25 protein-coding genes are annotated in these 24,297 nt (G+C 69.5%); 13 read left to right on the forward strand and 12 right to left on the reverse strand.

Going from position 1 to position 24,297, the window contains the following annotated elements; genetic code table 11:
- Nucleotides 1-35 precede the first annotated feature (35 nt).
- From DXT68_RS00645 to DXT68_RS00665, 5 genes are all read left to right on the forward strand, one after another.
- Nucleotides 36-338 carry a DUF427 domain-containing protein gene (locus DXT68_RS00645; RefSeq protein WP_045252647.1) on the forward strand — a complete coding sequence of 101 codons (303 nt, stop codon included), beginning with the start codon at nt 36-38 and terminating at the stop codon, nt 336-338.
- A 64-nt stretch (nt 339-402) separates the two neighbouring features.
- Nucleotides 403-1,290 (forward strand): ABC transporter ATP-binding protein, encoded by an 888-nt coding sequence (locus DXT68_RS00650; protein ID WP_082068765.1) that lies wholly within the window; start codon nt 403-405, stop codon nt 1,288-1,290.
- Nucleotides 1,287-1,967 carry an ABC transporter permease gene (locus DXT68_RS00655; protein WP_045252646.1) on the forward strand — a complete coding sequence of 227 codons (681 nt, stop codon included), beginning with the start codon at nt 1,287-1,289 and terminating at the stop codon, nt 1,965-1,967. The genes DXT68_RS00650 and DXT68_RS00655 overlap by 4 nt, the downstream gene beginning before the upstream one ends.
- Nucleotides 1,964-2,698: an ABC transporter permease gene (locus DXT68_RS00660; RefSeq protein WP_045252645.1), complete on the forward strand. Its 735-nt coding sequence runs from the start codon at nt 1,964-1,966 to the stop codon at nt 2,696-2,698. The genes DXT68_RS00655 and DXT68_RS00660 overlap by 4 nt, the downstream gene beginning before the upstream one ends.
- Nucleotides 2,699-2,750: 52 nt before the next feature.
- Nucleotides 2,751-3,686 (forward strand): ABC transporter substrate-binding protein, encoded by a 936-nt coding sequence (locus tag DXT68_RS00665; RefSeq protein ID WP_045252644.1) that lies wholly within the window; start codon nt 2,751-2,753, stop codon nt 3,684-3,686.
- A gap of 79 nt (nt 3,687-3,765) precedes the next feature.
- Here the strand turns inward: DXT68_RS00665 and DXT68_RS00670 are convergent, their stop codons facing one another.
- Nucleotides 3,766-5,067, reverse strand: coding sequence for an AI-2E family transporter (locus DXT68_RS00670; protein ID WP_244268074.1), 1,302 nt, complete (start codon nt 5,065-5,067; stop codon nt 3,766-3,768).
- A gap of 102 nt (nt 5,068-5,169) precedes the next feature.
- Here DXT68_RS00670 and DXT68_RS00675 point away from each other — a divergent pair, with 102 nt between their 5' ends.
- Nucleotides 5,170-5,469, forward strand: coding sequence for a chorismate mutase (locus DXT68_RS00675; protein ID WP_045252643.1), 300 nt, complete (start codon nt 5,170-5,172; stop codon nt 5,467-5,469).
- 105 nt (nt 5,470-5,574) lie between these two features.
- Nucleotides 5,575-6,774 (forward strand): ROK family protein, encoded by a 1,200-nt coding sequence (locus DXT68_RS00680; protein ID WP_244918551.1) that lies wholly within the window; start codon nt 5,575-5,577, stop codon nt 6,772-6,774.
- A 56-nt stretch (nt 6,775-6,830) separates the two neighbouring features.
- On the opposite strand, the gene DXT68_RS00685 is transcribed toward DXT68_RS00680, so the two are convergent.
- The 4 genes from DXT68_RS00685 to DXT68_RS00700 all read right to left on the reverse strand — a co-directional run bounded on the left by DXT68_RS00685 (nt 6,831) and on the right by DXT68_RS00700 (nt 10,730).
- The gene (locus DXT68_RS00685; RefSeq protein WP_045252641.1) at nt 6,831-7,307 is read right to left on the reverse strand and encodes a hypothetical protein; all 477 of its coding nucleotides are present in this window, start codon (nt 7,305-7,307) and stop codon (nt 6,831-6,833) included.
- A gap of 223 nt (nt 7,308-7,530) precedes the next feature.
- Nucleotides 7,531-8,451: a carbohydrate ABC transporter permease gene (locus DXT68_RS00690; protein WP_174233181.1), complete on the reverse strand. Its 921-nt coding sequence runs from the start codon at nt 8,449-8,451 to the stop codon at nt 7,531-7,533.
- Between the two features lie 2 nt (nt 8,452-8,453).
- Nucleotides 8,454-9,434 carry a carbohydrate ABC transporter permease gene (locus tag DXT68_RS00695; RefSeq protein WP_082068764.1) on the reverse strand — a complete coding sequence of 327 codons (981 nt, stop codon included), beginning with the start codon at nt 9,432-9,434 and terminating at the stop codon, nt 8,454-8,456.
- A 51-nt stretch (nt 9,435-9,485) separates the two neighbouring features.
- Nucleotides 9,486-10,730, reverse strand: coding sequence for an extracellular solute-binding protein (locus DXT68_RS00700; protein ID WP_045252640.1), 1,245 nt, complete (start codon nt 10,728-10,730; stop codon nt 9,486-9,488).
- A 283-nt stretch (nt 10,731-11,013) separates the two neighbouring features.
- Here DXT68_RS00700 and DXT68_RS00705 point away from each other — a divergent pair, with 283 nt between their 5' ends.
- The 5 genes from DXT68_RS00705 to DXT68_RS00725 are packed head-to-tail and all read left to right on the forward strand — an operon-like array spanning nt 11,014 to nt 15,520.
- Nucleotides 11,014-11,910: an SIS domain-containing protein gene (locus tag DXT68_RS00705; protein WP_045252639.1), complete on the forward strand. Its 897-nt coding sequence runs from the start codon at nt 11,014-11,016 to the stop codon at nt 11,908-11,910.
- Between the two features lie 24 nt (nt 11,911-11,934).
- Complete coding sequence (locus tag DXT68_RS00710; RefSeq protein ID WP_082068763.1) at nt 11,935-12,927, forward strand: ROK family protein; 993 nt, start codon at nt 11,935-11,937, stop codon at nt 12,925-12,927.
- Nucleotides 12,924-13,865 carry a 1-phosphofructokinase family hexose kinase gene (locus tag DXT68_RS00715; RefSeq protein ID WP_045252638.1) on the forward strand — a complete coding sequence of 314 codons (942 nt, stop codon included), beginning with the start codon at nt 12,924-12,926 and terminating at the stop codon, nt 13,863-13,865. Before DXT68_RS00710 ends, DXT68_RS00715 begins: the two co-directional genes overlap by 4 nt.
- Entirely contained in the window at nt 13,862-14,716 is an 855-nt protein-coding gene (locus DXT68_RS00720) for a class II fructose-bisphosphate aldolase (protein WP_045252637.1), read from the forward strand. The genes DXT68_RS00715 and DXT68_RS00720 overlap by 4 nt, the downstream gene beginning before the upstream one ends.
- 27 nt (nt 14,717-14,743) lie before the next feature.
- Nucleotides 14,744-15,520 (forward strand): DeoR/GlpR family DNA-binding transcription regulator, encoded by a 777-nt coding sequence (locus DXT68_RS00725; RefSeq protein ID WP_045252636.1) that lies wholly within the window; start codon nt 14,744-14,746, stop codon nt 15,518-15,520.
- A 13-nt stretch (nt 15,521-15,533) separates the two neighbouring features.
- Here the strand turns inward: DXT68_RS00725 and DXT68_RS16860 are convergent, their stop codons facing one another.
- From DXT68_RS16860 to DXT68_RS00745, 5 genes are all read right to left on the reverse strand, one after another.
- Entirely contained in the window at nt 15,534-15,842 is a 309-nt protein-coding gene (locus DXT68_RS16860) for an immunity protein CdiI family protein (protein ID WP_156149226.1), read from the reverse strand.
- 282 nt (nt 15,843-16,124) lie between these two features.
- The gene (locus DXT68_RS00730) at nt 16,125-18,560 is read right to left on the reverse strand and encodes a CHAT domain-containing protein (RefSeq protein WP_045252635.1); all 2,436 of its coding nucleotides are present in this window, start codon (nt 18,558-18,560) and stop codon (nt 16,125-16,127) included.
- A gap of 144 nt (nt 18,561-18,704) precedes the next feature.
- Nucleotides 18,705-20,273: a S8 family peptidase gene (locus DXT68_RS00735; protein WP_045252634.1), complete on the reverse strand. Its 1,569-nt coding sequence runs from the start codon at nt 20,271-20,273 to the stop codon at nt 18,705-18,707.
- A 190-nt stretch (nt 20,274-20,463) separates the two neighbouring features.
- Entirely contained in the window at nt 20,464-20,946 is a 483-nt protein-coding gene (locus DXT68_RS00740) for a hypothetical protein (RefSeq protein ID WP_045252633.1), read from the reverse strand.
- Nucleotides 20,943-21,566, reverse strand: coding sequence for an RNA polymerase sigma factor (locus DXT68_RS00745; RefSeq protein ID WP_244268073.1), 624 nt, complete (start codon nt 21,564-21,566; stop codon nt 20,943-20,945). The genes DXT68_RS00740 and DXT68_RS00745 overlap by 4 nt, the downstream gene beginning before the upstream one ends.
- 446 nt (nt 21,567-22,012) lie before the next feature.
- Here DXT68_RS00745 and DXT68_RS00750 point away from each other — a divergent pair, with 446 nt between their 5' ends.
- Nucleotides 22,013-22,231: an SCO4848 family membrane protein gene (locus DXT68_RS00750; RefSeq protein WP_045252487.1), complete on the forward strand. Its 219-nt coding sequence runs from the start codon at nt 22,013-22,015 to the stop codon at nt 22,229-22,231.
- A 67-nt stretch (nt 22,232-22,298) separates the two neighbouring features.
- On the opposite strand, the gene DXT68_RS00755 is transcribed toward DXT68_RS00750, so the two are convergent.
- Together DXT68_RS00755 and DXT68_RS00760 are read right to left on the reverse strand one after the other, a co-directional pair.
- Nucleotides 22,299-22,757: a GyrI-like domain-containing protein gene (locus tag DXT68_RS00755; RefSeq protein ID WP_045252488.1), complete on the reverse strand. Its 459-nt coding sequence runs from the start codon at nt 22,755-22,757 to the stop codon at nt 22,299-22,301.
- Nucleotides 22,758-22,882: 125 nt separating this feature from the next.
- On the reverse strand, nt 22,883-24,292 hold the full coding sequence (locus DXT68_RS00760) for an MFS transporter (protein WP_045252489.1): 1,410 nt from the start codon (nt 24,290-24,292) through the stop codon (nt 22,883-22,885).
- Nucleotides 24,293-24,297: the final 5 nt, after the last annotated feature.

Below are 24,297 nucleotides of genomic sequence, written 5' to 3' on the forward strand. Positions count from 1 at the left end.
ATTACGCTCGAACCCACATCCGAGGAGGCAGGACCATGAAGGCTGTACTCGCAGGAACCGTCATCGCCGAGGCAGACGAGAGCGATCTCGCACGCATCGAAGGCAACTGGTACTTCCCGCCCGCATCGATCACCGAGGGAGCGCTCGTCGAGAGCCCGACCCCGTACACCTGTCCGTGGAAGGGTGCTGCCCAGTACTTCTCCGTGCAGGCCGGAGGCGAGCTGCACACCGACTACGCGTGGTCGTACCCGACGCCGTTCCCGAGCGCGTTCGATCGCGTCGGCAAGGACTTCTCGGGCTTCGTCGCGTTCGATCCACGGGTCGAGGTCTCCGAATGACCTCCGTATGCCGCAGTCGGGGCGCTGACGCGCGTCTCGTCGATCCTCCGTCTGGAGACCAGCCATGATCGAATTCCGCAACGTCACCAAGCAGTTCCCCGACGGCACCACCGCCGTGAAGGACTTCAGCCTGGTGCTGCCGTCCCGCAAGACGACGGTCTTCGTCGGGTCCTCGGGGTGTGGCAAGACCACCCTCCTGCGCATGATCAACCGCATGGTCGAACCGACCTCCGGTGACATCGAGATCGACGGCGAGAACGTCCTCGGCGGCGATCCCGTGCAGCTGCGGCGGAGCATCGGGTACGTCATGCAGAACTCCGGGCTCATGCCGCACTTCACCGTGATCGACAACGTCGCCACCGTGCTGCGCCTGACCGGGGTCAAGAAGGGGCCGGCCCACGACCGGGCGCGCGAGCTGCTCACGACCGTCGGCCTCGACCAGTCGCTGGCCGATCGGTACCCGAGCCAGCTCTCGGGCGGGCAGCAGCAGCGCGTGGGCGTGGCCCGCGGGCTCGCGGCCGACCCCAACATCCTGCTCATGGACGAGCCGTTCGGCGCGGTCGACCCGATCGTGCGCGCCGATCTGCAGACCGAGACGCTGCGGCTGCAGCGCGAGCTCGACAAGACGGTCGTCTTCGTCACGCACGACATCGACGAGGCGTTCCTGCTCGGCGACCAGGTCGTGATCCTCGACAAGGGCGCGCGCATCGTGCAGGTGGGCAGCCCGAGCGAGATCATCGAGAACCCGGCCGACGACTTCGTGTCGTCCTTCATCGGTGCCGACCGCGGACGCCGCGCTCTGCATCTGCGGGAGACGCCGCACGGCACCGTCGTCGTCGACTCCGAAGGTCGCACGCAGGGAGCCATCGTGGCCGACGTCGAGAGGTCCGACGGTCCTCTCGCAGGACCGGATGCGGAAGCGCTCGGTGCCGTTCGGGGCGATCTGGCGTGAACTGGGTCACCGACAACCTCGGTCTCATCTTCGAGCTGACTCTGGTGCATCTCCGGCAGAGCATCATCCCCATCGTGCTCGGCTTCGTGCTGTCGCTGCCTCTCGGGTGGGTCGCCTGGCGGTTCCGACTCGTGCGCGGACCCATCATCGTCCTGACCGGTCTGCTGTACACGATCCCCTCGCTCGCGCTGCTGATCCTGCTGCCGGCCGCCCTCGGCTACTCGGCCATCAGTGAGTCGAACCTCGTGATCGCCCTGACGATCTATGCGATCGCGATTCTCGTGCGGGCGGTGTCCGACGGCCTCGACTCGGTCGACGACGGAGTGCGACAGGCGGCGACCGCCACCGGATTCGCCGCCTTCCGCCGCTTCTGGGCGGTGGAGTTCCCCCTCGCCGGACCGGTCATCCTCGCCGGGCTCCGAGTCACCGCGGTGAGCACGATCTCGCTCGCCACGGTCGGCATCCTGATCGGCGTCACGAACCTCGGTTATCTCTTCACCAACGGCCTCGAGCGCCGTATCATCGCCGAGGTCTTCGCCGGCGTGATCGCAGTCGTCGTCATCGCCCTCGTGATCGACCTCATCCTGTTGCTGGTCGGTCGCGCGCTGATGCCGTGGACACGCGCCGCGTCCAAGCCGACCGCCGCCCGCGCGCTCGCCGTGGGGGCTCCCGCATGAACCTCTTCGCGGAAGCCATCGCCTGGATGCTCGCCCCCGCGCAGTGGACGGGCAGCTACGCGCTGCCCGTGCTGCTCGGTCAGCACCTCGTGCTCACGGCGGTCTCGGTACTGGTCGCGGCGGTCATCGCCCTCCCGATCGGCTGGCTCATCGGTCACACGGGACGCGGTCGCGAGATCGCGGTCGCCGTGTCGGGAGCGGCTCGCGCGATCCCCGCCTTCGGACTGATGGTCCTGCTCGTCCTTCTGCTCGGCGTCCTCCGCGTGCCGCAGGCCGCTGTCGTCACGTTCGTGCTGCTGGCGATCCCGTCGCTGCTCGCGGGCGCCTACACGGGGCTCGAGGCCATCGACCGTCGGGTCATCGACGCCGCGAAGGCCATGGGCATGACCGGCTGGCAGGTCTTCTGGAAGGTCGAGGTGCCGCTCGGTCTGCCGTTGCTGGTCGGCGGCATCCGCTCGGCTCTGCTGCAGGTCATCGCCACGGTCACGATCGCCGCATACGTCAACCTCGGCGGCCTCGGATACCCGATCATCCAGGGCATCCCGCTGCGTCGGTTCGATCAGGTGCTCGCCGGCGCGATCATCGTCGCCGTGCTCGCTCTCATCGTCGACCTGCTGCTCGCGGCCGCCCAGCATGCTGCAGTCCCCGCGGGCCTGCGCACCGGCCGGCAGACCAAGCCCCGGGGCCGAGCCTCGGCGCGACCCGCAGCCGTGACGCCCGCGGCCGCCTGAACCGCCCCTCACCGTGCACCACCCCACAGCAGTCCCAGAGAAGAGGAAGTCCATGTTCACAGCGTTCACAGCACGAGGCAAGCGCTCCGTCTTCGCCGTAGGCCTCGTCGCCGCGGCGGCGCTCGCCCTGTCCGCCTGCAGCTCGAGCAACCCGCTCGACGAGCCGTCCGACGAGTCGAGCTCCGGCTCGGGCAGCGGAGACACGATCGTCGTCGGTTCTCAGGCGTACTACTCGAACGAGATCATCGCCGAGATCTACGCGCAGGCGCTCGAGGGCGCCGGCTTCGACGTCGAGAAGAAGCTCAACATCGGCCAGCGCGACGCGTACATGCCCGACGTCGAGTCCGGCGCGATCAACGTCTTCCCCGAGTACACGGGCAGCCTGCTCGAGTACATCTCCGATGACGACGTGACCGTGACCAGCCCCGATGACGTCTACGCCGCGTTGCAGGATGCGCTGCCCGACAGCCTCACGGCCCTCGACTTCGCCGAAGCGACCGACCAGGACTCCTACACGGTGCTGAAGAGCTTCGCCGAGGAGAACGACCTGAAGACGATCGGCGACCTCAGCAAGGTCACCTCGCAGGTCACCATCGGCGCGTCGCCCGAGTTCGAGCAGCGTCCGTACAGCCCGGCCCGGGCCAAAGAGGTCTACGGCGTCGACCTGACGTTCTCGGCCACCGGCCCGACCACGCTCGAGTCGCTGCTCGCCGGCCAGATCCAGGTCGCAGACATCTACACCGCCGACCCGGCCTTCGAGACCGAAGACATCGTCGCCCTGGAAGACCCCGAGAACCTCATCATCTCGTCGAACGTCGTGCCGATCGTCTCGAGTGACATCGCCGACGACGTGTCCGACGTGCTCAACGCGATCAGCGCCAAGCTGACCGGTGAGGAGCTCGTCGCCCTCAACGTGCTGAGCACGGTCGACCAGCAGTCCTCCGCCGAGATCGCCAAGAAGTGGCTGGCTGACAACGACCTCAGCTGACCACTGTCGTCCCGTCGCAGAAGTGCCCGGTCCCGCACGGGGGCCGGGCACTTCTGCATCCGCCGGCGGGTAGCGAGCGCTAGACCCGGGAGTCCTGCCGGGGGATCAGCACCTGCTTGATGATGATGAGGATGGATGCCGCAACCGGAACAGCGACCAGCGCACCGAGCAGGCCGAGCAGCGTGCCGCCGGCGAGGGCGCCGATCACGACGAGGGCTCCGGGCACGGCGACCGCACGGTTCATCACGCGCGGGGTGATCACGTACGCCTCGATCTGCATGTAGACGAGGTAGACGATCGCGAAGACGAGGGCAGCGATCGGATCGCTGAACAGCGCGAGTCCGGTGCCGATGATCCAGAAGATCACCGAACCGACGAGCGGGATGAGCGTGATGCAGAACGCGACCGTCGCCATCAGCGGAGGGAAGGGCAGCCCGAGGAAGAAGTACAGCAGGAACGCGAGGATCGCGTTGCAGAACGCGAGCACCACCATGCCCATCACGTAGGCGCCGACCGAATCGGTGATCTGATCGGTGATGTCGCTCGCACGAGCGCGGTCGCGGGCGGGAGCGAGGCGCAGCATCCCCACCTTCATCGCGGGCAGCGTGGCGACGAAGTAGAGAGTCAGCACCAGTACGACGATGATTCCCGAGATGGCGTTCGCGATCGAGGCGCCGACCTGCAGCGCCCCGCCCCCGATCGCGGCGATGTTGCCCGGATCGGTGAGGAACTTCTGCACGTCGGAGACGAGCGTCTGGAACTGATCGCCGAACTGCGCGTCGAGTGTGGCGTAGATGTCGCTGCGCGTGAACTCCTGGATCATGCCGGGGACGGCCTTGACGAAGCCCGCGATCTGGTCGATGACGACCGGGAGCACCATCCAGAGGACCAGCGCGATCACCACGACCAGCCCGGCGATCGAGGCGACGACGGAGAGCGCCCGCGAGAGCCCGCGTCGCTCGAGGAACCGCACGGTCGGGTCGAGGCCGAGGGCGGCGAACAGCGCGAGAGCGATGTAGATGAGGACAGTGGAGAGGTTGGCGACCGCCAGGCCGAGGACGAGGGCCGCCAGACCGCCGAGCGTCACCAGGAAGCCGAACACGAAGGGGCGGTCGATCCGGGTCCAGAACGAACGGCTGGGGGTCATCGGCTCGATGATCACCGGACGGGGGGAGGCGAGCGCATGTGCGACAGCGGTGTCGGCCGGGCCGGTGGTGTGCGGGTCGGTCGCGTGCGGTTCGGCGTCGTGCGGGTCCGCCGGAACGGGATGCTCGGTCGCTGCTGCCGTGTCGACGGTGAGAGCCGGCAGCGAGGCCGCCGCGGGAGCCCCGGATGCCGCATCGGGCGCTGTCGAGGAGGGGTCCTGATCTTCACGGCTCATGTGCTCACGATACTGCCGACGCGGGTGCCGCCTGCAGGATGTGGAGCCCGCGCCCGCGCACACGGAGGGTCGTGTGGCCCCGTGTTTCCGTAGAGTAGGGGCATGACCGCCGTCGAAGATCCTCGGGCTGAGCTCCTCCGCCTTCGCGCCAGCATCGACAACATCGATGCCGCCCTCATCTTCATGCTCGCCGAGCGGTTCCGGGCGACGCAGCAGGTCGGCCAGCTCAAGGCCATGCACGAGATGCCGGCGTCCGACCCCGGCCGCGAGGAGCAACAGGTCGCGAGGCTCAAGTCGCTCGCGGAGGAGGCGCATCTCGACCCCGAGTTCGCCGAGAAGTGGTTCAACTTCGTGGTGGCCGAGGTCATCCGCCATCACACCGAAGCCGCAGAAGGACGATGATCCGGTCGTCCGAGCGGATGACAGTGTGTGCAGCACTCACCCGCCCGGAGACCGAACTAAGTTTATTGAATAAACTATGACCGAGCGTACGCAGGGCATCGGAGCGTGTCAACAGAGGGCGTCGACGGGATCGGATCCATGCTGAACAGCGATGACACCCTCGACACCCAGGCGGCCCTCCGTCGGGCGAACCTGCGCCGTGCTCTGCAGCTCGTCTTCAGCGAACCCGGTGTGCAGACCCGCGCGGGAATCGCCCGGGCCACCGGCCTCACCGCGGCGACCGCGTCGTCGCTCGTCGCCGAGCTCATCGATCTCGACCTCATCGTCGACGGCGAGCAGGCGGCCAGCACCGGAGGCAAGCGTGCGACGACCCTGACGATCGACGCGAGCCGTCACCTCATCGTCGTCGTCGTGATCAGGCCCTCCGAGGCTGCGCTCGCTCTGGTGGCCCTCGACGGAACCGTGGTCGAGTCCCGCCGGATCTCGTACGCACCGAGCTCGAGGGACGCGGTCCTCGATGAGGCCGTCGCCCGCATCGCCGCGGAGTACGCGGGTCGCCTTCTCGTGGTGGGCGTGCAGCTGCCCGGCACCACGGACGGACGTCGTGTGCTCGAGAGTGTGCAGCTCGACTGGACCGACGTCGCGCTCGCCGACCGTCTCGAACGGGCGATCGGCGTGCCGGTGCTGCTCGTCAACGACGTGGATGCCGAGGCCATCGCCGAAGCCGCCCGCGAAGACGAGGCCGCCGGCTACCGCCTCTTCGTCCACCTCGGCACGGGCATCGGCGCGGCGGTGACTCTCGACGGCGAACTGGCCCCGGGCCCGCGCGACCGGGCCGGCGAGATCGGGCACGTGCAAGTGCAGTTCGGCGACGACGCCCGAGCGTGCCGCTGTGGGCGGCGGGGATGCCTCGAAGCCGTGGCCTCGATGACGGCCATGCTCGGCGACGACGTCGACGACGCGATGGACGAGGCGGCGATCGCCGTGCTCGCGGCCTCCGCCGACGAGCGACGTCTGGTCGTCGGGGCGCGGGCTCTCGCGGGCAGCATCCGTCTCATCGCGGCGGTTCTCGATGCGCGGGAGGTCGTGATCGGCGGACCGGCGCGGGCGCTCGGTGACCGGTTCCTCCGACTCGTGCAGAGCGAGATCGACTATCCGGCGATGGGCACCGTCGGTGTGTCCGTGCGGTACTCGGCCGCCGACGCCTCTATCTCGACAGGCGTCGCCCAGGTGGCGCTGTCCCGCGCACTGGGCGTGCGCTGGAGCCCGGCGCAGCTGCGCCCGGCATCCGTCGCAGCACCCTGACCGAGGAGCAAACGCCGACGCACCCGAATCGACGCCTCCACGGCGCCGGATCACTCTCAGCGCGTGGCGATCCCGACGAGCGCGGCGACGAGTCCGGCGATCACCAGGACGACGATCGCGAGGACGTGCACGATCTTGCCGGCGACGAGCATCGGCAGGTCCGGTCCGTCGTACGACGCGGGGTTGAAGAGCACGCCGCGCGCGTGGAAGCTCCAGCGCATGCTGAACCCGATGCGCCGCAGTGCGTGCGACGGCGCGCGAAACGTCTGCCCGCGCTCTTCGCGTGACGACTTCCACGCCGCCTGCGCCGCGTACCAGGCGATCACGAAGAAGGGCATCGCGAGAGACACCGCCCAGGCGATGAGCGCGACGCCGATCAGGGTGCCCGCCCCGGGATCGAGCTCTCGGAGGAAGAACATCCCGAGAGCCGCGAGTCCGACCGCCACGGGCACGAGCACCACGCCCCAGCCCCATCCGGGGTACGCACCGGTCGTCTGACGTCTGTCGACGCGCCCCGCATCCTGCCACGTCATCTGATTCCCCCCTGCCTCACCGCACCGGACGGCGGAGTCGACCGTGCCAGCGTAACCGGGCCCATGTGCAGACGGCGATCGCCCGGACTCTCGCTGGGCGAATCCGGTGGACCGTCTGCAGGACCGGGGCACGGCTGCACGATCGAATCGGCCGGATGGCCCTGCATCCGTGCCGAAGTCCTGCAGACGGGACGAGATGAGACCGCCCAGGGACCCCGACGACCTACTTGACGCTACCGGCGGTGAGCCCGCCGACCAGACGCTTCTCGATGAGCATGAACAGGATGACGACCGGCAGGATCGCGACGATCGAGACGCCGAACACGTACTGCCAGCTGGTCTCGTACTGACCGACGAACTTGGTCAGCGCGACCGACAGCGGCTGGTTCTTGTCGGTGGAGAGGATCACCAGCGATGCGGCGAACTCGTTCCAGCAGGCGACGAACGTGAAGACGATCGCGGTGACGATTCCCGGCCACACGAGCGGCAGGTTGATCTTGAAGAGCACGGTGAAGCGCCCTGCTCCGTCGATCTGGGCGGCCTCGTCGATCTCCTTGGGGATGCCGGCGAAGAACGAGTGCATGATCCAGACCGCGAACGACAGGTTGAACGCCGCGTTGATGAAGATCATCGCCGCCCACGTGTCGCTGAGCCCCAGCACCGTGAACTGGCGGAACAGGCCGGAGGTCAACACCGCGGGCTGCAGCATCTGCGTCACGATCACCAGGAACAGGAAGACCATGCGTCCGGGGAACGTGAAGCGGGCGGTGTAGTACGCGGCGGGCAGCGAGACCAGGAGCACGAGCAGGGTCGCGAACACGGCGATGATGATCGTCGAGATCAGGTTGTAGGGCAGCGGCGTCTCGGGGGTCGACCACATCGAGATGTAGTTCTCCCAGTGCCACTCGATCGGCAGGTAGGTCGGGTCGACCGACCGGATCTGCGGCTTGGTCTTCACACTGCCGAAGAACATGATCAGGTACGGCAGCACGAAGATCGCGAGCACGAGCAGGCCGGCGGCCATGCGCAGGATGACGCGGGGCAGCGTCACCTGGTCTTCGGTGTACCGGCGCTTGCGTCCGGGGATGCGGGGTGCGGCGTCGTCTCCGGCGGTGGTGACGAGGGCGGTCTCGGTCAGGGTCACGATCAGACCTCCTTCATGGGCTTGACGGCCTTGACGTAGATCGCGACGATCACGATCACGATGAGGAAGGCCACGACCGACAGCGCGCTCGCGACATCGACCTTCTTCTGCAGCTCGATGTATTTGAAGATCATCGTCATGATCGTGTCGGCGCCGTAGCCCGGGATGGATCCGGTCATCACCTTGAGGATCGGCAGCGAGTTGAACACGTTGATGATGTTGATCAGCACGGCGACCGCGAGTGCGCTGCGCAGCTGCGGCAGCACGATGGTCCAGTAGGTGCGGGTGGCGCCGGCGCCGTCCATCTTCGCGGCCTCGAGGGTGTCGGCCGGAACCGTCTGCAGGCCGGCGAGGATCGTGTACGTGGTGAAGGGGAGGGATACGAAGATCGCGATCACGATCGACCAGGCGAATGCGGTCGCCGGGTTCTTCGTCCACCCGTAGCCCACCGCGTCGTCGGAGAGTCCGATGTCGTAGAGGAACTTGTTGAAGACACCGAAGTACGGCTCGAGGCTGTAGTAGAAGACCATCGTCGTCATCACGACGGATGCGGCCCACGGGACGATCACGGCCATGCGCACGATCTGTCGTCCGGGGAACGCCTTGTTGAGGATCTGGGCGAGCCCGAGCGAGATCATCACGGTGAAGCCGACCACCACGACCACCCAGACGACGGTGCGGAAGATGATCGGCCAGAACTCGGCGAACGCGAACACCGTCGCGAAGTTGTCGAAGCCGACCGACCCCTTGTCGAGGCCCGAGAGCGAGATGTCGCGGGTCGAGTTGAAGAACATCACGCCGGCGGGGAAGAGCACGACGCCGATGATGAGCAGCAGCGCCGGCGCGATCCACGGCAGTGCCTGCAGGAGGTCTTTGCCGCGGGTGCCGCGGGTGCCGGCCCGCGCGCCGGGGCGACGCCCGGGGGTGCGGGGGCGACCGGTGGCCGCCCCCGCGAGGTTCGAGGATTCTGTCGTCTGGCTCATGGGAATACCCGAACCTCTCCGTCGCTTGGTGTGGGGCAGGGTCTGCGGGACTCAGCCCGCGTCGACCTGCGCCTGGATCTCGGTCAGGACATCCTGTGCGGACTTCGTCTGCAGCTGACCGAAGAGCGACTTGAAGGCACCGTCGGCGGCCGACCACTTCGCATTCGTCGACGGGTAGAACTGCGCGTCGGGCAGCACGTCGAGGAACGGCTTGAGAGCCTCCTCGCCGGAGAGCTGCTCGGCACCCGACTTGGTGACGGGCAGGAAGCCCTCGGCCTGCACCCACGGCACGTACACGTCGGCCGAGTAGTAGTAGTCGAAGAAGGTGGTGATGGCCTCCTGCTTGTCCCCGTCATTCTGGAACGCCATCAGCTGATCCATGACGCCGAGGGTGAACGGCGAGCCGTCTTCGGTCGGGATGGGGACGATCGAGTAGTCGAGCTCGGGGTTGCCCTCTTCGATCTGGCCGACTGTCGGGGGCAGGCCCACCTGCATGCCGATCTTGCCCTGGATGAAGATGTCCATCAGGGGGGAGCGCTGGGTGGAGCCGGGGTCGGCCTGCGTCGCGCCGGCGTCGATCATCTTCTTGATCTGCTCGGCACCGGCGAGGTTCGCCGGAGTGTCGATCGTGATCTCGGAGGCGTCGCCGAACGAGCCGCCGCCTCCCCAGAGCCACACGGCCGCCTCGGCCTGAGCCTCTTCGGAGCCGAGGGGCATGCCGTAGCCGGCCACGCCGCCGCCGAGCGCCGACACCTTGGTCGCGGCGTCGAGCAGCTCGTCCCAGTTCTTCGGCGCCTCGACGCCGGCCTGCTCGAGCAGCGCGTTGTTGACGAACAGCGCGCGGGCTGAGGCGATCAGCGGCAGGGCGTATGCGGTGCCGTCGACCTCGGCGTTCGCGAGGAATGCGTCCTGGAAGTCGGAGTAGGTGTCGTCCGAGACGACGTCCTTCACCGGGTAGAGGAGCTCGTCGCCGACGAACCCGGCGAACGGGCCGCCGTTGTAGATGTCCGGCGCCTCACCGGCCTGAATCTTGGTGGAGACGACCTTCTCGAGGTTGTCCCAGGACTGCACCTCGAGCTCGACCTTGATGTCGGGGTTCTCCTTCTCGAACCCGTCGATCACGTCTTCCCACAGGCCCTTCGTGGCGTCGGAGTAGCTCGGCACGAGGAGGTCGAGCGTGGTCTCGCCGTCGGCGTCTCCCCCGCCTCCGGTCGAGCCGCCGAACCCGCACGAAGCGAGCGTGAGAGTGGCGGTCGCCGCCAGGGCGACGGCGCCGAATCGCAGTGACTTCTTCATGTGTATTGCATTCCTCACTGTGTAGGTGGTGCACAGACGCACGCACAGCACGCGACGGTGCGTGTGATCGCCCGTTCTGATGGCGGGGCGATCGGTCAAGCCGGGTCGGCTCGGGGTCCTCCGAGACCGGGCGGTGGAGGGGCGGTGGAACTTGTTCGATTATTTGTCAGGAGAATAAACAAATCAAGAGGAACCTTGCATCGATTCCTGATGACGAAATACTATGATCGAATAAGCAATAAAACGATCACAAACCTGCAACATCTGGTCCGGAGGATCTGACATGCCTGAACTTCAGCCCGGCGCACACATGCGCGAAGAGCTCCACTCGCAGCCCGAGACCTGGTCGCGTGCGGCCGATCTGCGTGACGCGCAGGCTCTGCTGCCGGCATCCGGGGCCCGCATCGCGGTCGTCGGATGCGGGACATCGTGGTTCATGGCGCAGTCCTACGCGTTCCTCCGCGAGACCGCGGGGCATGGCGAGACCGATGCCTTCGCCGCGTCGGAGGCGTTCGTCGACCGCGGCTACGACGCCGTCGTCGCACTGACGCGGTCTGGCACCACCACCGAGGTGCTCGAGCTCGTCGACCGGATCAGGGGCCGCGTGCCCACGATCGGAGTGATCGGCGACGAGACCTCACCGCTCGTGTCGCTCGTCGACGACGCGGTTCTGCTGCCCTTCGCCGACGAGAAGTCGGTCGTGCAGACGCGTTTCGCCACCACAGCGCTCGCGCTCTTCCGGGCATCGCTCGGCGAAGACCTCACCGGCGCGATCGAGGACGCGGCGGCCGTCCTCGCCGACGACTACGACGGCGAGCTGCGGGACGCCGAGCAGTACTCCTTCCTCGGACGCGGCTGGACCGTCGGTCTCGCGCACGAGGCGGCGCTCAAGATGCGCGAGTCCTCGCAGTCGTGGACCGAGTCGTATCCCTCAATGGAGTACCGCCACGGTCCGATCGCGATCGCGGCGCCCGGTCGCGTCACCTGGCAGTTCGGCGAGGCGCCCGAGGGGCTGGCCGCGCAGGTTCGCGCCACCGGTGCGCGCTTCGTGCAGCATCCGGTCGACCCTCTGGCCGACCTCGTCCGGCTGCACCGCGTCGCGCTCGACCGCGCCGTGGCCCGCGGCCTCGACCCCGACCTGCCGCGCAACCTCACGCGATCCGTCATCCTGGACGCATGACCCGAACCGAGTCCGGAGCAGTCCATGACCAGCGCTGAGGATGCCGCGCACATCGCCGATGTCGTGCGCGACCCGTCCGGCGAGACGCTCGTCGCGGCGCGCACGGTCGGCCCCGGAGTCCCCGTGCTGGCCTTCGACGTCGGGGGCACCGACATCAAGTCGGCACTGTTCGACGCCGACGGCACGGCGCTGGGCCTGCGGCGCACGCCGACTCCCGCGGCCGACGGCGATCGCACCGCGGTGCTCATCGACCGCCTCGGTGTGCTCGCCGCGGAGCTGCAGGCCGACCACCCCGACGTCATCCCTCGCGCCGCGGGGCTCGTGGTGCCGGGGATCGTCGACGCGGATGCCGGACTCGGCGTCTTCGCCAGCAATCTCGGCTGGAAGAACTCCCCGCTGCGCGACCTCGCCGCCGCGCGGCTGGGCCTGCCCGTCGCGTTCGACCATGACGTGCGCGCGGCGAGCTGGGCGGAGCATCGCCTCGGCGGCGCTCGCGCCTATGCGAACTCCGTCGTTCTCGTGATCGGCACCGGCATCGCGGGCGCGCTGCTCGTCGGCGGTGAGCCGTACACGGCCGGGGGCTACGCCGGCGAGATCGGCCACTCGCCGATCGCCGACGGACCCGTGTGCCCGTGCGGGGCCCGCGGATGCCTCGAGATGGTCGCCTCGGCGGGGGCGATCGCCCGTCGGTACCGTGACGCGACCGGAATCGCCCCCGACGGTGCGAAAGACGTGATCGCTCGTGCTGCGGCCGGCGACCCGGTCGCCTCCGAGATCTGGGATTCCGCGCTCGACGCCCTCACCCTCTCGCTCGCCCAGCTCACCGCGGTCGTCGCCCCCGAGGCCATCGTGATCGGCGGCGGACTCTCGCGCGCCGGCGGAGCGCTGTTCGACGAGCTCCGGGCGCGGCTGACCGCCCGGCTGAGCTTTCACCGCATCCCCGCCCTCGTGCCGGCCGAGCTGTCGGGCAACGCCGGCATCCTCGGAGCGGCGCTGCGCGCGAGGGAGCTCGCATGATCCTCACGGTCACCCCCAATCCCGCCCTCGATCTCACCTGGCATCTCGATCGGCTCACGCCCGGCGAGACGCATCGCGCGGATGCGGGAGCGGCGCAAGCCGGAGGCAAGGGCCTCAACGTCGCCAGGGTCGCCCACGCGCAGGGCGCCTCCGTGCTGGCGGTGTCGACGGCAGGCGGTCGCACCGGAATCGAGCTCGCGGCCGAACTCGCGGCCAGCGGCGTGCCGCACCGACTCGTGCCGGTGGCGGCCGCCACGCGGCGGAGCATCGCGCTGGTCGACCAGGAGCTCGGTGACACCACGATCGTGAACGAGCGCGGCGTGAATCCGACCGATGCCGAGTGGGTCACGCTCGTCGGCGAGGTCGTCGACGCTCTTCCCGGAGCACAGGTGCTGGTGATCTCCGGCAGCCTGCCTCCCGGAGCGCCCGAGACGCTGCTGCCCCTGCTGATCGGCACGGCCCGGGACGCCGGTGTGCCGGTGATCGCCGACACCTCCGGCCCCGCCCTGCTGCTCGCCGCGGATGCCGGAGCATCCGTGCTCAAGCCCAATGCCGCCGAGCTCGTCGAGGCGACCGGCATCGCCGACCCCGTCGACGGCGCCCGCTCGCTGATCGCGCGCGGCGTCGATCTCGTGCTGCTGTCGCTCGGAGCCGACGGGATGCTCGCGGTGACGGCATCCGACGTGCGGCACGCACGGCTCGAGACCCCGCTCACCGGCAATCCGACCGGTGCAGGCGATGCCGCCGTCGCGGCCTGCGCCGTGCTCTATGCCGACGGCGTGCGCGACCCCGAGACGATCCTGCGCCGGGCGACCGCCTGGTCGGCCGCGGCGGTGCTGATGCCGCTCGCCGGAGAGATCTCCGACGACTGGGAGGCGCTCGAGCAGCGCCTCCTCGTCGCACCCTTCACCCCCGTCTTTCGAGAGGACTCCCTGTGACCCTGGTCTCCGCCCGCGAGCTCGTGACGGATGCCGCAGCCCGCGGCACCGGCATCGGCGCGTTCAACGTGATCCACCTCGAGACCGCCGAAGGGCTGGTGCGGGCCTCCGAGGCAGCGCACCTGCCGGTGATCCTGCAGATCTCGCAGAACTGCGCCGACTATCACGGTGGCCTCGAGCCGATCGCGCTGGCGACCCTCGCGATCGCCCGCCGTGCGCAGACGCCCGTCGCGGTGCACCTCGACCACGCGGAGCGACCGGAGCTCGTCGACGAGGCCATCGCCCTCGGATTCGGCTCGGTCATGTTCGACGGGGGAGCACTGCCCTACGACGAGAACGTCGCGATCACCGCCGCCGTCGCCGCGCGGGCGCACGCCGCCGGCGTCTACATCGAGGGCGAACTGGGCGAGGTCGGCGGCAAAGACGGGGCGCACGCGCCCGGAGTGCGCACAGATCCCGACGAGGCGCGGGCGTTCGTGGCCGCGACCGGCGTCGATGCGCTGGCCGTGGCGGTGGGGTCGTCGCATGCGATGACCGATCGCACCGCATCGCTCGATCTCGAGCTGATCGGCCGCCTTCGCGATGCGCTGGATGTGCCCCTGGTGCTGCACGGCTCGTCGGGCGTCGCGGATGCCGTGATCGCCGACGCCGTGCGCGCGGGGATGACCAAGATCAACGTCTCGACGCACCTGAACGGCTTCTTCACTCGGGCGGTCCGCGCGACGCTCGACGCCGACCCGCGCCTGGTCGACTCGCGGAAGTACCTGACCCCTGCGCGCGAGGCGCTCGCCGGCGAGGCTGCCCGGATGCTGCGACTGTTCGCGCTCGAGGGCGCCGGAGTTGCGGGATGACCCCGTGAACACGGGCAGGATGGTGACATGAAGCGCGCCGCCCGACTGAACGCGATCCTCGACCTGCTGGCCGCGGACGGCGAGGTGAACGTCGACGAGCTCGTCGACCGATTCGGAGCATCCGCCGCGACCACCCGCCGCGATCTCGACTCGCTCGCCGAGCAGCGTCTGCTCACCCGCACCCACGGCGGGGCGGTCGCGCATTCGGTCGCCTACGAGCTGCCGATCCGCTACAAGAGCCACCAGCGCGCGCAGCAGAAAGAGAGCATCGCCCAGGCCGCGGCCGCCCTCGTGGCCCCGGGCATGGTCGTCGGGCTCTCCGGAGGCACCACCACCACCGCGATCGCCGCCGCCCTCGCCGCGCGCGACGACCTCGCGGTCGGTTCGGGGATCACGGTCGTCACGAACGCCGTGAACATCGCGGCGCAGCTCGCGACCCGCCCTGACATCAAGGTCGTCGTCACGGGCGGCGTGATCCACTCGCGCAGCTACGAGCTGGTCGGCCCCTTCGTCGAACAGCTGCTGCGCGGGGTGCGACTCGACATCGCCTTCATCGGCGTCAACGGCATGGATGCCGCAGCCGGCGCCACCACGCAGGACGAACGTGAGGCCGCAGTGAACCGCATGATGGCCGAACGTGCGCGTCGTGCCGTGGTGGTCACCGACAGCAGCAAGCTCGGCACGGTCGCGTTCGCCGCCGTCGGCGGTGCGGAACTGTTCCCCGTGCTCCTCACCGACGACGGCGCGGATGCCGCGACCCTCGCCGATCTGCGCGCCGCCGGCTACGAGGTCCTCACCTCATGAGACGTCTGCGCGATCACGACTCCGGGGCATAGTCAGCGAATCCGCCGACGACGCGATACCTCGACCCGAGCTCTGCCTGGATGGCTTCGACGAGAGCGTTCCCTTCAGCTATCCACTGACGCCCTACCTCTGGCTCAGGCCAGTGGATCGTCTTCTGTGGGTTGAGTATGAACTTCCACTCGTCGTTCCACGCGCGGATCCGTGTTCGAAGCTCGCTCGATAGTGAGGGAGAGAATACTCCGGCCACCCGTTGCGAGCTCCCCCAGTCAGGCATGATGGTGAGCACTTCGGGGACATCGCCGGGATCAGGTGTCGACGGCATGTACCGAGTCCATCGGTTCGACAGCCGAATCGTCAAGTGTTCTTCCGGTCGCACGTCTCCTGCAAGCATCACCCCTGCCGGACTCCATGCGGGGATGCCGCGACCCTTCTCGCGACATCCCCGGAGCAGATGGTGTCTGTCGGCCTCACACTCCCCAGTGCACGAGGTACCCCATACCGACTGCGCCTCCCTCGCACTCCGTCTCCGAAGCCCTTCGCGTGGCACCTTCTGGAGATAAGGAGAGAGCATCCGACGTTCTGATACATCGAGTGGAGACTTTTCTCAGAGCCCGCTCCCGTGGCACTGGAAGGGGGCTTTCAACCCGGTCGATTCGGATGCGGCGGCCAGGGCGACAGCCGGAGCGACACCGGCCGCGAGCTGGTCGTGCACTGCTCCGAGCAGCTCGCACGCCACGTCGTCGGCGACCACGACAGGCGCCGCGATGACGCAGCGCGTGCCCGCGTGCAGCCAGACCCTGGTCATGCCCAGCGCCTCCTCGCCCCAGCGCACGGATGAGCGGCCGAGCTCGCACGCCGAGAGCACCACAGTGGCGGGTGCGCGTGCGATGAGATCGACGTCGTATCCGAACAGGGTGCCGTCGGCGAGCTCGAAGCCGGAGAACAGCGGGTTGTCGACCGCGTGACGCCCGTGCGCGGCGATGTGCAGGATGTCGACGTCTTCGGCGAGTGCGGTGACCGCGGAGACCCGGGCGTCGTCGCCTCCGAGCACCGTGGCGTCCTGCCACGCCGCCGCCGCTCGACGCACCTCCTCGTCGGCGCGCGCGACCCGCGGGCCGGTCGCGAAGCCGGCGGCGACCTGCGCGATCGTGGCAGGTGCCGGAGCGATGTCACCGAGCCAGCGCGAGACCGACGTCGCGAGGGTGAACGGCGTTCCCGACATCCCCGGGAGCATCGCCCAGGGGACGCCCGCCAGAATGCCGGGAATCGTCAACACCAGCCTCCGCGCTCCCCCCGCGGCCGCGCGCACCGGGGCGAGGAGGGCGTCGTCGAGCACCCGGAGCCGGTCGTCGAGCGAGCGGGAGACGAGCGCCGCCATCGCACCACCGCGGGTCAGCGCCGCGACGTCGAGATCGGCGCGGAGTCCGTCGAGCGCATCCTGGATGCGTGCCCACGACAGCTCGACGATCGATGAGTCCGATGCCGTCACCACCACGCACAGCAGCTCGGTGCGCGTGTAGATGTAGGCCAGGATCGCGGTGTCGCCGTCGAGGGTCGAACGGGTCTCTCGCAGTCCGAGGCGTTCGCGGTTGCCGCCGGCTCCGGTCGACGACCACTGCCGGTCGCGCACCCGGTCGCGCAACTCGCGCACACGGGTGTCGGTCGTCCAGTCGGACCCGGCGAGGTCGGCGCGCAGCATCCGCAGCTCCGCGAGATCGGCCGACAGCTCCGCGTCGTGCGGAGGCCGCACCGGTGCGACCTGCTGGCTCAGATGTCTGGCGCGCTCCGACCACTCGAACACCACCTCAGGGTCGTGGGAGCGAGCGGCGGCCGCGAGGCCGGTGAACATCAGCTCGGTGCCGTGCATCGCCACGGATGCCTGCAGGTCGAGCGCGCCGAAGGACTGCTGCCAGGTGGTGAGCAGGTCGAGTCCGGCGGCGGCGGCGCGGCGGGCGTCGGCGTCCCTCCCCGCCGCGGATGCTCGCGCGGCGCGCACCTCGTGGGCACGCAGCCGCAGGGGCATCGGGGCGTCGGGGGCGAGCCGCGGCATCCGTCCCCCGTCGGCGAACCGGGCCGTGAGCGACAGGGCGGCGGCTTCGGTGCGGAACCCGCCGCGGGTGAGCGCGGCGGCGGTGCGGGTGAAATCGGCGGCGGCCGGCGGACGTGTCGGGTGGGCGCGCAGCCCGGCCTCGAGGCGCACGGCCTCTGCACGAGCCGCCCACCCTTCACTGCCGAGGGTGGCGAACCGGCGGGATGCGGTCGCCGCGGCGCGCTCGGCGGCGACCGCGTCGTGCCGCAGCAGTGACCGGGCGAGGTGGAACTCGGCCTCCCCCCGGGCCTGCCGCATCCGCTGCGCTCCGAACTGCACGGCGACCGTGCCGAGAAGCTCCTCGGCCTCGGTCGTGAGTCCGGCATCGCGCAGCACCTCGGCCCGGTCGAGATCGCTGATGGCGGCGGCGAGGTCGCTGGTCGCCGCGAGCATGGGGCGTGACCTCGTCATGAGGGCGAGAGCGGTGACGAGGTCTCCGCCGAGCAGCGCGGCGTAGCCGAGATTGTGTCGCGCTTCGGCGAGGGGCTCCTGCGCGTCATGCGCCTCGTAGGTCGCGATGGCCCGCTGCAGATCGTCGGCGCAGCGGTCGAGACGGTGCCGTTGCATGTCGACCATGGCCCGGCTCATGCGCAGATTCGCGCCCTCGATCGAGTCGTCGTCGAGGCCGTTGATCGCGGTGGTCAGCGAGAGCTCCGCCTCGTCGAGCCGTCCGCCGTGCATCAGCAGCGTGCCGAGCTGGCCGTGTGAGAGTGCGACGGTCTCGGCGCTGAGCCCCGGTCGCGACAGCGTCTCGCGGGAGAGCTGCTCGGCCGCGGCGGGCTGGCCGGTCTGCGCGAGCACGTACGCCATGGTGCCGTCGATGCGGGCGCGCAGATCCTGGTCATCGGTGCGCGACGATGCGGCGGTGAGGGCGCGGCGTGCCTGCGCGAACCGTCGGGAGTTGGCCGCGTCGACGCCGCGCCGATGCAGCACGTGCGCGGTCAGGGGCATCACACCAGAATGCCGGTCTGCGGGGCGTCAGGGAAGGGCCGCGGCGGCATCCGAAGCGCCGGATGGCTGAACGATGCCCGACTGGCTGACGATTCCGTCCCCTTCGGTCAGCCGTCCGGGCGTTCGTCAGCCACCCGAGCGCGCCTACCCCCGCTCGACCGGCGTCGGCAGCGTCTTCAGCACCGCTGCGACCGCCTTCGCCGCGGCGGCAGGAGTCACCCCCTGCGTCGGAACCGTTCCGAGTTCGGCCGCGACGCGTCCCGCGACGTAGGGCGCCGAGAACGAGGTGCCGCTCCAGATCGCGAAGCCGCCCCGATAGTCGTCGGGATCGATCGTCTCGCGGCGCAGTCCCTCGACGTCCGCCCGGGTGCTCGCCTGCTCGCCGCCGACGAACGCCGGAGACGTGCTGACGACGGCCGCACCCGGTGCGTACGTCTGCACCCAGGGCCCGACGTTCGAGAACAGGGCGACCGAGCGGGCCGACGGGTTGAGGGCGCCCACCGACACATGCGGAGCATCGCGGTCACGGGGGATGCCGTTGTCGGCCCCCGGCCACGACCACAGCGAGGCGGGGAACGAGGGGCGGTCGATCGCGTCGTTGCCCGCCGAGCACACGACGACGCATCCGAGCTGCCGCGCCGTGGTGAGCAGCGCATGCAGGGTCCGGCTGAACAGTCCGTCGACCGGCGTCTCGTGGTAGTACCCGAGCGACAGATTCAGCACGTCGATCGGATGCCCGGTCTTCGGGTCCTCACGGTGGCGCCGCAGCAGTTCCACGACCTGCGCGACCGTGGTGAGGAACGTGCTCTCGTCGATCACCCCGAGCGCCCCGGCCATGCGGATCGACAGGATGTCGGCATCCGGTGCCGCCTGGCGGATGATGCCGGCGATGAAGGTGCCGTGCCCGGCGACGGCGTCGATCTCACCGTCGAGCTGCCCGTACAGGTCGGGGTACCGCTCGGGGTCGGCGTCGTCGGTGAGGCCGACCGGAACACCGTCGAGCTCGATGTGTCGGGTCACCACGTCATCCGGCAGCCAGTCGTGCACACCGCATCCGGTGTCGAGCACGGCCACGACGGGGCGGCGTCCGCGCTTCGGGGCCGCCGCGCGCTGCGGCGCCGCTCCCACCCAGGCCACCGGCTGCCGCGCACCGCGCCCGGGCTCGAGGTAGTCATCGCTGCCGCCGGCACCCGCACCGCGCACCGGGTTGGTGCGGCTGAACGGGTTGGTGCGGCTGAAGGGATTCGTGCGACTGAACGGATTGAGCCCCACCGGGTCGATCGACAGCACGTGCTCGAGGCTGGTTCGCGGCATCGATGTGCGGGAGCTGCGCCGTGCGCGCTGCAGGACGCGCCATGCGTCGGGAGGGACCGGTGACTCGCCGCGGGTGGGTTCGTCGGGGGTGGTCAGCTGTGCGCGCAGGAATCCGGGGACTCCCGGCGCCAGCGGGCCTCGGACGACGGCATCGTCGTCGGGTTCGAGCTCGAGGGTCCACCCGAACGTTCCCGCGGCCTCCTGCAGCTCCTTGATCTCCCGGTCGTAGCCCTCCTGATCGTCGTCCTGATCCTGCGTGATCAGCAGTCGATCCTGCAGATAGGCGGTCGGGAACGCTCTGACCCCGCCCACCGGTTCGATCGAGGGATCGAGCGCCGTGCCGCGCCTGATCGATCCTTCCGCTCTGTCCTGCCAGGTCCATCCCGCGGGCTGTTCCATCGTCGGTCCTCTCCTCGCGGGCGCACCCGCATCCTGCGCGGGTCCACCCGCGGTGTGTGCGGGCGAACCCGCGGTGTGTGTGGTGTGTCACGCGCGGTCTGCGTGGTCTGCGTGGATTCTCACGCGCGGTGCGTGCGGGCCGATCCGCCTCGCGTGCGGGCCGATCCGCCTCGCGCCCCACGGCGGTCGATCACAGCTCGAACTGCGGGGTCGACAGCGTGCGCGTCTCATCGCCGATGGTGGTGGAAAGGCGCACGAGTGTCAGGCCGTCGGGCACCTCGTCGAACACGAACCGTCCGGTCGCGCTCGCTGTGGTGGTGCGGACGTTCTCGCCCTGCGCGAGCTCGATCGACCCGGCGGCCGCGTCGACCCAGCCGTCGACGCGGTGCGCGCCGGTCGCGGTGCCGGTGACGTGGAGCAGGATGTTCGTGGTGCCGTCGCTGAACTGCAGGGTCAGAGCATCTGCATCTCCCCGCACCGCGCCGAGCGGCTCGTCGACGAGGGTGAGCAGCGCGTACTCGGCCGAGAGCCCGTCGGCGGCCACCGCCGCGATCATGCGATCGATGAGGCTCGCCGGCATCGGGTCCACGCTGCGCCAGAGCGAGCGCAGGTGGGCGAACAGTTCAGCATCCTCGTGGTTGTCGCCGCCGTTGCTGCCATCGTTCTCACTCATGAGCGTCCCTCCATCCGTGGGGTCGTGTCGAGCAGGTCGCGCAGCTTCGCCAGGCAGCGCTGGCGGGTCGGCCCGATGCTGCCCACCGGCATCGCCAGATCGGCCGCGAGGCGGGCGTAGTCGGGGCGCTCTTCGAAGGCGATCACTCGCAGCAGCCGCTGGCAGCGTTCGGCGAGGTTCTGCACCGCCGCCCACAGCCGCCGGCTCTCGTCGCCGATCGCGGCATGGTCTTCGGCCGACTGCTGCTCGGGAAGGAGCGCGTCGAGAGCATCCGCCTCCGTCGTGTCGAGACGGTTGAGTGCCTTGCCCGCGCGCCAGGCTTCTCGGCGGGCGGTGGTGGTGAGCCAGGCGGAGACGGCCTTCGGGTCGGAGATCGAGCGGTGGCCGCGGACCAGCTGCAGCCACGTCGTCTGGATGACGTCTTCGGCGAGCGTGCGCTCGAGCCCGTAGGCGCGCACGACATGCCAGAGGACAGGGGTCATCAGCCGCACGAGGTCTTCCATCGCGCGGCTGTCGCCGTCCCGCCATGCGTCGAAGTGGCCGGCGGCACGCGTCCAGCGCGCCGCTCCGTCGTCCGGTGCAGGATCGAGGCCGGCGCCATCGGGTGCGCCGTCGATCATGAGTCCCATTGTGATCACACAGGTAAGGAGCACGGCAAGGGGCCAGTGATACATGGACTCGGTTGTTTTCCGGAATGTGGGTTTTGGGTTCGGGGTCCCGGCTCCAAGACGGGCCGGATGCAGGAGGGAGGCACGGATGCAGGACGGGAGTCGGGTTCTCATCCTGCAGACGTGCCGGGGTCCTGCATTCGGACGGAGGAAGGGGACGGCCGAAAACGGGTGACGGGCCGGATGCAGGAGGGGGGCACGGATGCAGGACGGGAGTCGGGTTCTCATCCTGCAGACGTGCCGGGGTCCTGCATTCGGACGGAGGAAGAGGGGGGACGAGGAGAGGGGGGACGACGAAGGGGGGACGAGGAAAGGGGTCTGGCACAGGGGACGAGAGATACGGGCCGGGACAGCGCCGGAGGGACGATGTCGGGTGCCGGGGACGATACCGTGGAGGGGTGATCGCTCTCGCTGTCGTCCTGTTCCTCAATGCCGCCTTCAACGTGGTGGTGTGGCCCCGCTTCTACAAGCGCGTCGCGACCGACCCGCGGGCACGGGATGCCGACGGCAAGGCCACGACCTTCCTCAAGGTGCACGCCGTGCTGATCGCGATCGCCCTGGTGCTGGCTCTGGTCTCGGTGCTCGTCGGCGTCGCCGCACTCACCGGCGCACTCTGAAGATCACGCCCGACCGAGCGGCAGGGCCACCGTCCGGCGCACTCTGACGATCATGCCCGGGTGATGCTCAGCCCGCCGAGACCGGCTGCTGCAACTCGGTGATCCAGTCAGCCTGGTCTTCGGATTCGGACTGCAGGTAGACCTCTCGGCATGGTCCTACCGCCTCTGCGCCACGCTCGGTGATCGCGGCGTTGACGGCGCCCCAGCTCTCGTCGATCGTCGCCATGGACCCGTGATGGGTGGCGGTGAAGGCCGTAGCCACGGCGGGCAGCTCCACGATCACGAGGCCGTCGATCGCGGGACCGTCGTACGTGAAGCCGACGGTGATGCGCACGCCGTGACGGTCCATGTCGTACTCGGCGATCGGCATCCCCGGCGTCGCTCCGGATGCCAGAAGCGCGTCGGCCACGCGGTCGAACAGCGGTCCGACGACCGCGGCGACCTCGGGCTGCGTGTCGACCGACTGCGTCAGGGTCGCGAGTCGGACAAAATGAAGGGGCTTCTCGGTGATCTCCAGGGCTGACATCGTCGTCTCCTCGGGTAGGGGTGGTCGGTGCCGCCGATCCTACGCACCGACACCGACATCCGATACGGGCATTCGTCAGGCGTGCGCGCGCGTCGGCGGCTTCCGTCCGGTCTCCCGAGCGAGACTCAGGTGTTCTCGTACTGCTTCGCGTGCTCGGCCCACTGCGATTCCACGGGCAACCCGCGCAGCGCGCGGTTGCCGAGGGCGAGCGCGACGGCGATGACGCAGAGCGCGGCGCACACGAGGATCGTCGCCTCGCGGCCGATCCAGGTGAGTCCGAAGCCGGCGATCATGGGCGCGAGCGGCATCGCGCCCATCCCCAGAACGGCGGCCGCGCTGTTCGCGCGCCCGAGCAGCTGGGTGGGGGTCGCGACCATGAAGTAGCCCATCATCCCCGCGTTCAAGGCCGGAAGCAGCAGCACCGATGCGCCCAGCACGACGACGATGGCCCACGGCTCGGTGACCGTCGACAGCACGATGGCGCCGACGGCGACGACCGACAGCCCGCTGATCGCGATGATCCCTGCCCGGAAGCGCGGCACGAGCATCGGCGCGATGACCGCACCGACGAGCATCACGGCGCCGACGGCCGCGCTCAGCGAGCCGATGAGCAGCTCCGAGTAGCCGTCCTGCTGCAGGGCGTAGATCGTGGTCGTGATTGCGGCGTTGAAGCCGAGGTTGATGATCGTGATGATCAGCAGCACGCCGCCGAGGTCGGCGCGAGAGAGCAGCCACCGGAACCCCTCCCGAAGCTCGGACCACGCGTCGGGTGTGGCGGGGGCGGCGACCACGGCGACCTCGGCGCTCAGCTCTGTCGAAGAACCGAGGCCATCGCGCGCATTGAGGGCGGGCGCGGCAGTGGTCGACGGCGCGGCGGCGGTCGACGTCGCGGCATCCGCTCCCACGCGATCGGCCTCCGCTCCCGCATCGACGATCCCGGAGCGGCGGGCCTCCCTCTTCAGCACCCATGCCGTCACCGCGGCGACCGCATGGCAGAGCGTCATCACGACGCCGACCAGCCATCCGCCGACGCCCAGCAACAGACCGCCCAGCGGTCCGCCGGCGAGCTGCAGCGCGGCATCCCGCCCCTGGTTCGCTGCCTGGGCCCGGCCCATCGCGTCGTCGGGGACGATCTCCTTGATGGCGCTCTCGCCGGCGACGTCGAACAGTCCGCTGCGCGCGGCGAGCAGCACGTTGGCGGCGAGAAGGGTGCCGAAGGTGAGCGCATCGGCGAGGGCGAGCAGCGTGAAGGCGCCCGCGAACAGGATGCCGACGAGGGAGCCGATCAACATCAGGACGATACGAGGATGCCGGTCGGCGAGGATGCCGCCGACGAGGGTCAGCAGGAGCCGCGCGACCATGCCGGCACCGCCGATGATGCCGGCCTGGGCGGGGTCGTTCGTGACGATCAGGGCGAGCAGAGGAATGGCGAAGGCGAACAGCGCGGCCGCGAGTCCCTTGCTCGTGTCGCTCACGAGCCAGGTCAGGTATCGGGTGTTGCGCCACAGGCGGTGCGGTGCGGTCACGGTCGTCATGCTCC

Origin of the sequence: Microbacterium foliorum (assembly GCF_003367705.1) — a bacterium.
GTDB lineage: Bacteria > Actinomycetota > Actinomycetes > Actinomycetales > Microbacteriaceae > Microbacterium > Microbacterium foliorum.

Coding starts and splice junctions, on each gene's coding strand:
- DXT68_RS00645 (WP_045252647.1), top strand. CDS start 36: ATGAAGGCTGTACTCGCAGGAACCGTCATCGCCGAGGCAGACGAGAGC.
- DXT68_RS00650 (WP_082068765.1), top strand. CDS start 403: ATGATCGAATTCCGCAACGTCACCAAGCAGTTCCCCGACGGCACCACC.
- DXT68_RS00660 (WP_045252645.1), top strand. CDS start 1,964: ATGAACCTCTTCGCGGAAGCCATCGCCTGGATGCTCGCCCCCGCGCAG.
- DXT68_RS00665 (WP_045252644.1), top strand. CDS start 2,751: ATGTTCACAGCGTTCACAGCACGAGGCAAGCGCTCCGTCTTCGCCGTA.
- DXT68_RS00670 (WP_244268074.1), bottom strand. CDS start 5,067: ATGAGCCGTGAAGATCAGGACCCCTCCTCGACAGCGCCCGATGCGGCA.
- DXT68_RS00675 (WP_045252643.1), top strand. CDS start 5,170: ATGACCGCCGTCGAAGATCCTCGGGCTGAGCTCCTCCGCCTTCGCGCC.
- DXT68_RS00685 (WP_045252641.1), bottom strand. CDS start 7,307: ATGACGTGGCAGGATGCGGGGCGCGTCGACAGACGTCAGACGACCGGT.
- DXT68_RS00695 (WP_082068764.1), bottom strand. CDS start 9,434: ATGAGCCAGACGACAGAATCCTCGAACCTCGCGGGGGCGGCCACCGGT.
- DXT68_RS00700 (WP_045252640.1), bottom strand. CDS start 10,730: ATGAAGAAGTCACTGCGATTCGGCGCCGTCGCCCTGGCGGCGACCGCC.
- DXT68_RS00705 (WP_045252639.1), top strand. CDS start 11,014: ATGCCTGAACTTCAGCCCGGCGCACACATGCGCGAAGAGCTCCACTCG.
- DXT68_RS00710 (WP_082068763.1), top strand. CDS start 11,935: ATGACCAGCGCTGAGGATGCCGCGCACATCGCCGATGTCGTGCGCGAC.
- DXT68_RS00715 (WP_045252638.1), top strand. CDS start 12,924: ATGATCCTCACGGTCACCCCCAATCCCGCCCTCGATCTCACCTGGCAT.
- DXT68_RS00725 (WP_045252636.1), top strand. CDS start 14,744: ATGAAGCGCGCCGCCCGACTGAACGCGATCCTCGACCTGCTGGCCGCG.
- DXT68_RS16860 (WP_156149226.1), bottom strand. CDS start 15,842: ATGCCGTCGACACCTGATCCCGGCGATGTCCCCGAAGTGCTCACCATC.
- DXT68_RS00730 (WP_045252635.1), bottom strand. CDS start 18,560: ATGCCCCTGACCGCGCACGTGCTGCATCGGCGCGGCGTCGACGCGGCC.
- DXT68_RS00735 (WP_045252634.1), bottom strand. CDS start 20,273: ATGGAACAGCCCGCGGGATGGACCTGGCAGGACAGAGCGGAAGGATCG.
- DXT68_RS00740 (WP_045252633.1), bottom strand. CDS start 20,946: ATGAGTGAGAACGATGGCAGCAACGGCGGCGACAACCACGAGGATGCT.
- DXT68_RS00745 (WP_244268073.1), bottom strand. CDS start 21,566: ATGATCGACGGCGCACCCGATGGCGCCGGCCTCGATCCTGCACCGGAC.
- DXT68_RS00755 (WP_045252488.1), bottom strand. CDS start 22,757: ATGTCAGCCCTGGAGATCACCGAGAAGCCCCTTCATTTTGTCCGACTC.
- DXT68_RS00760 (WP_045252489.1), bottom strand. CDS start 24,292: ATGACGACCGTGACCGCACCGCACCGCCTGTGGCGCAACACCCGATAC.